The 7,192-nt window shown below is 41.8% G+C and carries 6 protein-coding genes and 1 rRNA gene; 4 read left to right on the top strand and 3 right to left on the bottom strand.

Annotated features, from left to right (window positions below; genetic code table 11):
• Positions 1-97, top strand: a 5S ribosomal RNA gene (gene rrf / locus FTU58_RS12430); the annotation flags it as partial.
• Between the two features lie 124 nt (positions 98-221).
• Here the strand turns inward: rrf and FTU58_RS12425 are convergent.
• A complete protein-coding gene (locus tag FTU58_RS12425; RefSeq protein ID WP_154321225.1) occupies positions 222-905 on the bottom strand; it encodes a TIGR04219 family outer membrane beta-barrel protein in 684 nt (227 codons plus the stop codon).
• 172 nt (positions 906-1,077) lie between these two features.
• Here FTU58_RS12425 and FTU58_RS12420 point away from each other — a divergent pair, with 172 nt between their 5' ends.
• From FTU58_RS12420 to FTU58_RS12410, 3 genes are all read left to right on the top strand, one after another.
• Positions 1,078-2,520, top strand: a complete 1,443-nt coding sequence (locus FTU58_RS12420; RefSeq protein WP_180062513.1) for an aldehyde dehydrogenase family protein — start codon at positions 1,078-1,080, stop codon at positions 2,518-2,520.
• 565 nt (positions 2,521-3,085) lie between these two features.
• Positions 3,086-4,570: a sodium-dependent transporter gene (locus FTU58_RS12415; protein WP_179991415.1), complete on the top strand. Its 1,485-nt coding sequence runs from the start codon at positions 3,086-3,088 to the stop codon at positions 4,568-4,570.
• Position 4,571: 1 nt separating this feature from the next.
• Positions 4,572-4,682 (top strand): methionine/alanine import family NSS transporter small subunit, encoded by a 111-nt coding sequence (locus FTU58_RS12410; protein WP_004970370.1) that lies wholly within the window; start codon positions 4,572-4,574, stop codon positions 4,680-4,682.
• A 123-nt stretch (positions 4,683-4,805) separates the two neighbouring features.
• Here FTU58_RS12410 and rsmB read toward each other — a convergent pair whose 3' ends face one another.
• Both rsmB and fmt read right to left on the bottom strand, forming a co-directional pair.
• On the bottom strand, positions 4,806-6,113 hold the full coding sequence (gene rsmB, locus FTU58_RS12405; RefSeq protein ID WP_180062512.1) for a 16S rRNA (cytosine(967)-C(5))-methyltransferase RsmB: 1,308 nt from the start codon (positions 6,111-6,113) through the stop codon (positions 4,806-4,808).
• A complete protein-coding gene (gene fmt / locus FTU58_RS12400) occupies positions 6,110-7,072 on the bottom strand; it encodes a methionyl-tRNA formyltransferase (protein ID WP_180062511.1) in 963 nt (320 codons plus the stop codon). The genes rsmB and fmt overlap by 4 nt, the downstream gene beginning before the upstream one ends.
• Between the last annotated feature and the right edge of the window lie 120 nt (positions 7,073-7,192).

The following is a 7,192-nucleotide window of genomic DNA, read 5'->3' as shown; positions in this document are numbered from 1 at the left end:
AGTGAACCACCTGATCCCTTCCCGAACTCAGAAGTGAAACCTCTTCGCGCTGATGGTAGTGTGGGGTTACCCATGTGAGAGTAAGTCATCGCCAGCTCATTATTCTAAACACCCTCAACTAGCGTTGAGGGTGTTTTTTTATGTAAAAAAGAAAAGTAGAATGAATAAAAAAACCCTTAAACATAATTTAAGGGTTTTAAATTTATTTAAATATCAAATATTTAGAAATGTGCTTCTAAGCCTAAATATGGGCCTTTAAACTCTAATTGAGTTTCCTGATTGGAATCTTGATTGAGCTTAATATCTAAAATGCGATAGCCCGCTTTTAAACCCACATCGACCAAAACGGTATCGACAAAGTTATATTTAATTTCTGCCTGAGCATCACGAACTTCATTGTCGCTATTTTTGGCGTAATTTGCTTCAGCTTTGGCACTTAAACCCGTAAACGGTAATTTAACTGCTGCCTCTGCATATAACATAGCTAAAGTTTCACTGACGTCTTGTGTTGAAAACAAATTAGATCTTAAGTCACCTTCAAGTACTTTGGCGCCAAATCCAACATCTGCTGCAACAATGTTATCTAAAATTTCATAATATAAAATGAAGTCTGAGTAATCTAAATCCAGCTGATTGATTTTTACACCAGCAGCGCTTTGCTCGCTTTCGGCCTGCAAATTGGCATGCTTAATTTTGGCATTGGGTAAAAAAGGAACAGGATGTTCTACTGCCAGAGTAAAGGGTAAGGCAAAATCGTCATCTAAGTTTGGTGATAACTGAGCCTGATTCCAGTCTGCGCTATATTTCCAATAATCTACACTGGCTTTTACCCCAATAATATCGGCATGAACCGCTGAACAACCAATTAAACTGCATGCTAAAGCAAAACGTTGTAATGTAAGCATATAAACCCTAGTATTTTTCATCATCATTTGGGATGAATGGTTTAGTGTTGTGATGTTCTCGTGACAAAAAATCATGTGAAATATTGTCCAACTTAGCGCATCATACATTTTCTTGAATCAAAATTCTTGTAAAAATATAGCCTAATTCGCGCCAAAAATAGAGGATTTCAGTATGCAAAATACCCATCCACCTGTCGATTACCCGCTCTATCTTGCCAATAAAGCCGTAGAAACAGGGCAATGGTTAGCCGTTCAGCATAAATATTCTCAAAAAGTATATGCGCGTGTTGCACTTGCCGATGCGAAAAGTATTGAAAAGGCCATTCGTGCAGCCGTAAAAGCAGAAGCTGAAATGGCAAAATTACAGCCCTTTCAAAAACAAAAAATTCTGTTGCATTGTGTGCAGCGTTTTCAAAACATGCGTGAAGAATTGGTCGAGATTTTAATTGCTGAAGGTGGAAAGCCACGTTTGGCCGCGATGGCAGAAGTTGAACGTTTAATTAATACCTTCCAAATTGCTGCAGATGCAGTGTCTCAACTAGATGAAGGACGAATTTTACCGTTGGCGGTGACGGCTGCTGCTGCGAATTATCAAGGGATGGTTAAGCATGTACCCATTGGTGCTGTGTCTTTGATCAGCCCTTTTAATTTTCCGTTGAATTTAACTGCACATAAAATTGCGCCCGCGATTGCTGCAGGTTGCCCTTTTGTATTAAAACCTGCCAGCGCCACGCCTATTTCAGCATTGAAAATTGCAGAAGTGTTGGCTGAAACAGATTTACCTAAAGGTGCGTTTTCAGTATTACCTTGTGAGCGTGAGCAAGCAGATGTTTTAGTGACTGATGACCGTTTTAAACTGCTCAGTTTTACTGGTTCAGATGTGGTGGGTTGGGATATGAAAGCCCGCGCAGGACGAAAAAAAGTAACGCTAGAGTTGGGCGGCAATGCAGCGGTGATGATTGAACCCGATACTGAACTGAATGATGCATTGATTCATCGCTTAATTAGTGGGGCGTATAATCATGCAGGACAGGTGTGTATTAGTGTGCAACGTATTTTGGCGCATGACGACGTGTATGCTGAACTGAAAAAGAAACTTGTGAGTCAGCTTAAGAAAATTAAAGCAGCAGATCCTGATTTGGACAGTACTTTAGTCGGGCCAATGATTAAGGAAGCTGAAGCGCAGCGCTTGAAAAAGTGGATTGATAAAGCGGTGAAAAAAGGTGCAAAAATATTGGCAGGTGGCGAGCTGAAAGGTGTGATGTTTGAGCCGACTTTATTGGAACAGGTCGATCCAAACTTGGAGGTTTATAAAGATGAAGTTTTTGGCCCTGTTGCCATTTTGGAAAAATATTCATCTTTTGAACAAGGAATTACACGTATTAACCAAAGCCGTTTTGGTTTACAGGCGGGTATTTATACACAAAGCTTGGAAAAAATGCTGTATGCATGGGATCAGTTACAAGTTGGTGGGGTGATTATTAATGATATTCCATCGTTCCGTGTGGACAATATGCCTTATGGTGGAGTGAAAGATTCGGGTTTAGGGCGTGAAGGGATTCAATCTGCTATTCGGGATATGCAGGAAGAGCGTTTATTGGTAATTAAGCGTTAAGTATCTGATCTAATGATGCATCGTTATAAATAAAGAGAAAGGATGAGTTAACTCTGAATTTTGAGATGATTGATTACAGTGCTGTAGTTCGGTGAATAATAGGCTACAGCGCTGCTAAAATAGATGAAAATTAAAATAACTCAAATAGCATCAAAATTTCATTCCAAATAGTTATACGATTTATAACTAAAAAATCAAGTCAAAATGGAGTGGAATTTGAACGTTTGATTAAAAAAATGCATACAAAAAGCATCTTTCTAAGCAGAATTTACAGAAAAATTGTTCAAAAATGAGTATTGTTAAGCCATACAAAAGCGCAATATTGGGCAAAGACTTTAAGCAAGATTTTCCGAATATTTCGCTGTTTGACCTTTAGAATTTGATGCTCAAAAGGTGTGACTCTAAAGCAAACACCCAGATTTTCATTTTTTGCAGGATATTTTTTGCGTGCGCTAAAGTACCGTTATATAAAGTAAATTTAAGCTAATGAAAAAGCAAGTTATTTATATAAAAGGTCAGAATTAAAAAACAAGCAGCAAAAAATAGCCTGAAGTTTAGGTGTTCTATGACAGATTCTCGTGAGAGTTGGTCCGCGCGATCAGGCTTTATTATCGCAGCCATTGGTTCTGCGGTCGGGTTGGGCAATATTTGGCGTTTCCCTTATGTTGCCTATGAAAATGGCGGCGGCGCATTTTTAATCCCTTATTTAATTGCGATCTTTGCCGCAGGTTTGCCATTGCTGTTTTTGGACTATGCAGTCGGACATAAATACCGTAAAGCACCACCAACCGCTTATAAAAAGCTCATGAACAGTGAAGCATTGGGCTGGTGGCAGGTGATGGTGACTTTACTGATTGGTATTTACTATGCCAGCGTATTGTCTTGGGCAGGCAGTTATATGTTCTATTCCATTGGTCAGCAATGGGGAACAGACACTGAAAAATTCTTTTTCACAAGCTACTTACAAAATGGTGAAGGCTTAGCCTTTGGTTTTGTACCTACTTTATTTATTGGCTTGGTCATCGTATGGACGGTGGTGATGTTCATTTTATATGGTGGGGTGAAAAAAGGGGTTGAGCTGTCAAATAAAATCTTTATACCACTTTTGCTGATTTTGTTCTCTATTCTCGTGGTTCAAGCTTTACGTTTACCGGGTGCAGTCGATGGCTTAAATGCTTTCTTTACGCCTAACTGGGAAGCGATGGCGAACTATAAAGTATGGTTAGCTGCCTTTGGTCATATCTTCTTCTCACTTTCAGTGGGTTTCGGGATTATGTTGACCTACTCATCTTACCTAAAACGTAAAACCAACTTGACTGGTTCAGGCTTGGTGGTTGCACTTGCAAACTCATCTTTTGAAATTTTAGCGGGTATTGGTATTTTTGCTGCGCTTGGTTTCATGGCGTACAGCGCAGGTTCATCGGTAGATGAAGTGGTTTCTGGCGGTATTGGTTTAGCCTTTATTGCATTCCCGAAAATCATTTCAAGCTTGGGTGCAGGTGGCGATTTATTTGGTTTCTTATTCTTCGCTTCATTGACGGTTGCAGGGGTGACCTCAATGGTGAGTATTCTGCAAGTGCCCATTGCTGCGTTCCAAGACAAACTGGGTTGGTCGCGTAAGCGTGCAGTAACCATCATTGCGGGTGGTTCAGCTATTGTTTCAACCATTTTATTCTCTACCCACAGTGCGATCACTTTTGTCGACATCATTGACTACTTTGCCAACAACATTGGTATTGTTGGTGGTGGTTTATTGTCGATCATTTTGGTGACTTGGTTCCGTCGTCCATTGCTCAAAGAATTGCAGCAACACGTTAACCAATACTCAAGTATTAAATTGGGTTTGGGCTGGAATATTCTATTAACCATCGTGACTCCGCTTTCATTGCTAGTCGCTTTAGCTTTAACCCTTAAATCTATTTTTGCAGAAGGCTATGGGGGTTATCCATTACACATTTTACTCACCGTGGGTGGTGGTACCGTGGCGCTCTTTATTCTTGGTGCGGTATTGCTTAGTCGTTTAAAAGATCAAGACGCAGCGGAGAAATAACATGAATACATCTGCATTGGTGATGTTGATTATTTCAACAGTGGTACTTTGGGGTGGTTTGGTTTTGGCGATGATTCACCTGATCAAAAACCCAGATGAACTTGAAGACTAAACATTTTGCTGAACAGGTGCGAAACTTTAAGAGATAGCACCGTTTAAATAACCCTTGATTGATTCAAGGGTTATTTTTTTGGAAAGGCTATTTAATGAGAAGAATCGTTAAAACAAAAACAGCTTAGGCAGTTTTTTCAATACGACAATAATAAAAACCATCACCGCGTCCTTCTTGCGGCAATAATTGGCGTCCATATAATTGTGGAATACCCCAATCTGCATCTATTTTGACTTCTTTGGCATTTTGATGCTCGGCAAAGAATTGCTGCATTTGCTGTTCATTTTCGGCTTTTAAAACCGAGCAGGTAATGTAAAGCAAGGTGCCGCCAACTTTGAGTTGCTGCCACATCTGCTGCAAAATCTGTTGCTGTAAAGCCACCGTTTGCTGAATATCATTAGATTGGCGCAGCAAACGAATATCTGGGTGACGACGCAAGACCCCAATGGCAGAGCATGGCGCATCCAATACAATACAGTCCACCGCTTCACTGGCATTCCATGTGGTTGCATCAGCAGCCAAAATTTCAACTTGCGCTTCTTGATTCAGTTGCAGACGTTCTAGATTTTCGCTGACACGTAACAGACGTTTGGTATCCTGATCTATGGCAATCAATTTTTTAGGCTGAAATTTTTCAAGCAGATGCGCTGTTTTACCACCGGGTGCTGCGCAGGCATCGACTACCACTTTGCCATCTAAATTTGGCAAGAGCGTTGCACACAGTTGGGCATGTTCGTCCTGTACGGAAAATACGCCTTCATCAAAACCAGGCAAGTCTGGAATGTGCACATTTTGCAGCATCACAATACCGACTTCAGACACGGTGCAAGCTTCTGCAGCAATCTCTTGTTCCTGCAAAATTTCTAAATAGTCATCGCGGCTGATTTGGCGTGTATTGACTCTTAAAGTCAGAGGCGCGGTTTGCTTTAAAGTTTGCGTCAGTTGTTCTTGTTGTTCAGGCCAATCTTTTTTCAGACGTTTATACAACCAACTTGGCAAACCATGTGCCTGCGCCAAAGCCTTTTGAAATTCCGATGTTTCACGTGAAACACGACGCAGAATTGCATTCACCACACCGCTGAGTGCTTGATAGCCCAATTGTTTGGCTGCAGTTACGGTTTCAGAAATTGCGGCATGACTGGCTACACGAGTACAAAGCACTTGATATAAGCCGACATATAAACAGGTTTCAACAGTTTCATTGTTGAGTGGTTTCACCAACAGCGGCAAAGTAATGCTTTTTAGGGCATACCATTGACGCAAAGTGCCCAAAACCAGTTCATGAAACAAGGCGCGGTCACGTTCTGCGACTTTACTTAAATGTGCAGGTAAAACGCTCGCCAATGATTGCCCTTGTTGTACAGCCAATAGCGTACGGATGACTTGGGCACGCAAGTTCAAATGTGAGTTGCCTGATTCAGAATGGCTCATGCGAGAACTTGTCCTGTTTGAAGTTTTTGAGTTTGAATGATTTGCACAGGATTCAGCGGTTTAGCGCCTGGCCATTGCAACGAGCTTAAGCATACCGCTTGTTGATCGCCACAAGCGACGTGTACGCCTTGTTTGTCCAGTTTTAAAATTGTGCCTGCAGCTTTGCCTTGTGCAGATTCATCCGATAATGCTGAACCCCAAACGCGCAAGTTTTGTGTTTCATCTAAAGGGATAAACGCCACCGGCCACGGGTTAAAGGCACGGATATTACGGTCAATTTCGGCTGCAGTTTGTGACCAGTCAATTCGTGCTTCGGCTTTGGTCAATTTGTGTGCATAGACCGTCAAGGCTTCATCTTGCACTTCACGCGCGGCTAAATAGTCTTGCAATTTTTGTTCTGAAGCCAGTACTTCAACAATTGCTTTGGCACCTTGCTGCGCCAGTTTGTCATGTAAAGTGGCAGAGGTGTCTGTGGCAGTAATTGGGCATAGGGTTTTATACATCATATCGCCCGTATCTAAGCCTGCAGCCATTTTCATAATGGTGATGCCTGTTTCGGTATCACCTGTGGCAATCGCGCGCTGAATCGGCGCTGCACCACGCCAACGTGGCAATAACGAACCGTGAATATTCAAGCAGCCATATTTAGGAGTATCTAAAACCACTTGCGGCAAGATTAAACCATAGGCCGCAACCACCATCACATCGGCATTCAATGCAGCCAATTCTTGTTGGGCCGCCAGACCTTCTTCAGTAGATGATTTAAAATGCAAAGGTTGATAGACAGGAAGATCGTGTTGTAGTGCCAATTGCTTCACCGCAGATGCTGTGAGTTTTTGTCCGCGTCCTGCTTTACGGTCAGGCTGGGTGTAAACCGCGACAATCTCATGTTCGGTGTTCAGGAGTGCTGCCAAAGCGCTTGCAGCAAATTCAGGCGTACCTGCAAAAACGATTTTCAATGGAAATCAACCCATAGTTTTAGATGACGCGGCAATTATAACAAATTGCGGCTCAAAGGTCGGAACGGGTTGTAACAAATCCACCTTGTCGCTGTGCTATAAATTATTATGATAAAAATT

This window comes from Acinetobacter sp. YH12120 (assembly GCF_013418795.1).
GTDB classification, from domain to species: Bacteria; Pseudomonadota; Gammaproteobacteria; order Pseudomonadales; family Moraxellaceae; genus Acinetobacter; species Acinetobacter towneri.
This window is presented reverse-complemented; position numbering and strand designations above follow the sequence as displayed.

Excerpts from the sequence above, each read along its gene's own strand:
- FTU58_RS12425 (WP_154321225.1), bottom strand. The coding sequence starts at position 905 with ATGCTTACATTACAACGTTTTGCTTTAGCATGCAGTTTAATTGGTTGT.
- FTU58_RS12420 (WP_180062513.1), top strand. The coding sequence starts at position 1,078 with ATGCAAAATACCCATCCACCTGTCGATTACCCGCTCTATCTTGCCAAT.
- FTU58_RS12415 (WP_179991415.1), top strand. The coding sequence starts at position 3,086 with ATGACAGATTCTCGTGAGAGTTGGTCCGCGCGATCAGGCTTTATTATC.
- FTU58_RS12410 (WP_004970370.1), top strand. The coding sequence starts at position 4,572 with ATGAATACATCTGCATTGGTGATGTTGATTATTTCAACAGTGGTACTT.
- rsmB (WP_180062512.1), bottom strand. The coding sequence starts at position 6,113 with ATGAGCCATTCTGAATCAGGCAACTCACATTTGAACTTGCGTGCCCAA.